This window comes from Pseudomonas sp. PME37.24/006 (assembly GCF_055556635.1).
Genome location: NZ_JBVHNL010000177.1, coordinates 1 through 260, shown reverse-complemented (window position 1 = coordinate 260; position 260 = coordinate 1). Strand labels below are relative to the sequence as shown.

Below are 260 nucleotides of genomic sequence, written 5' to 3'. Positions count from 1 at the left end.
ACCTTCCACAAGGTCAATCCGGCCGACGTGCCGGTGCTGCTGATCGCGCTCACGTCGGACACCGAGCCGCTGACCAAGGTCGACGACTATGCCGACAGCATCCTGGCGCAGAAATTGTCGCAGGTGCCGGGTGTCTCGCTCGTCACCATCGGCGGCATGCAGAAGCCGTCGATCCGGGTGCAGGTCAATCCGGCCAAGCTCGCTGCCGCAGGGCTCGATCTCGAGCAATTACGCGCCACGCTCGGCAACATCACCGTGAA

At 63.8% G+C, this 260-nt stretch carries 1 protein-coding gene; it reads left to right on the top strand.

Going from position 1 to position 260, the window contains the following annotated elements:
• Positions 1-260: efflux RND transporter permease subunit (locus ACZ3GY_RS24310; protein ID WP_465912339.1), on the top strand; the 260-nt coding region annotated here is incomplete at both ends.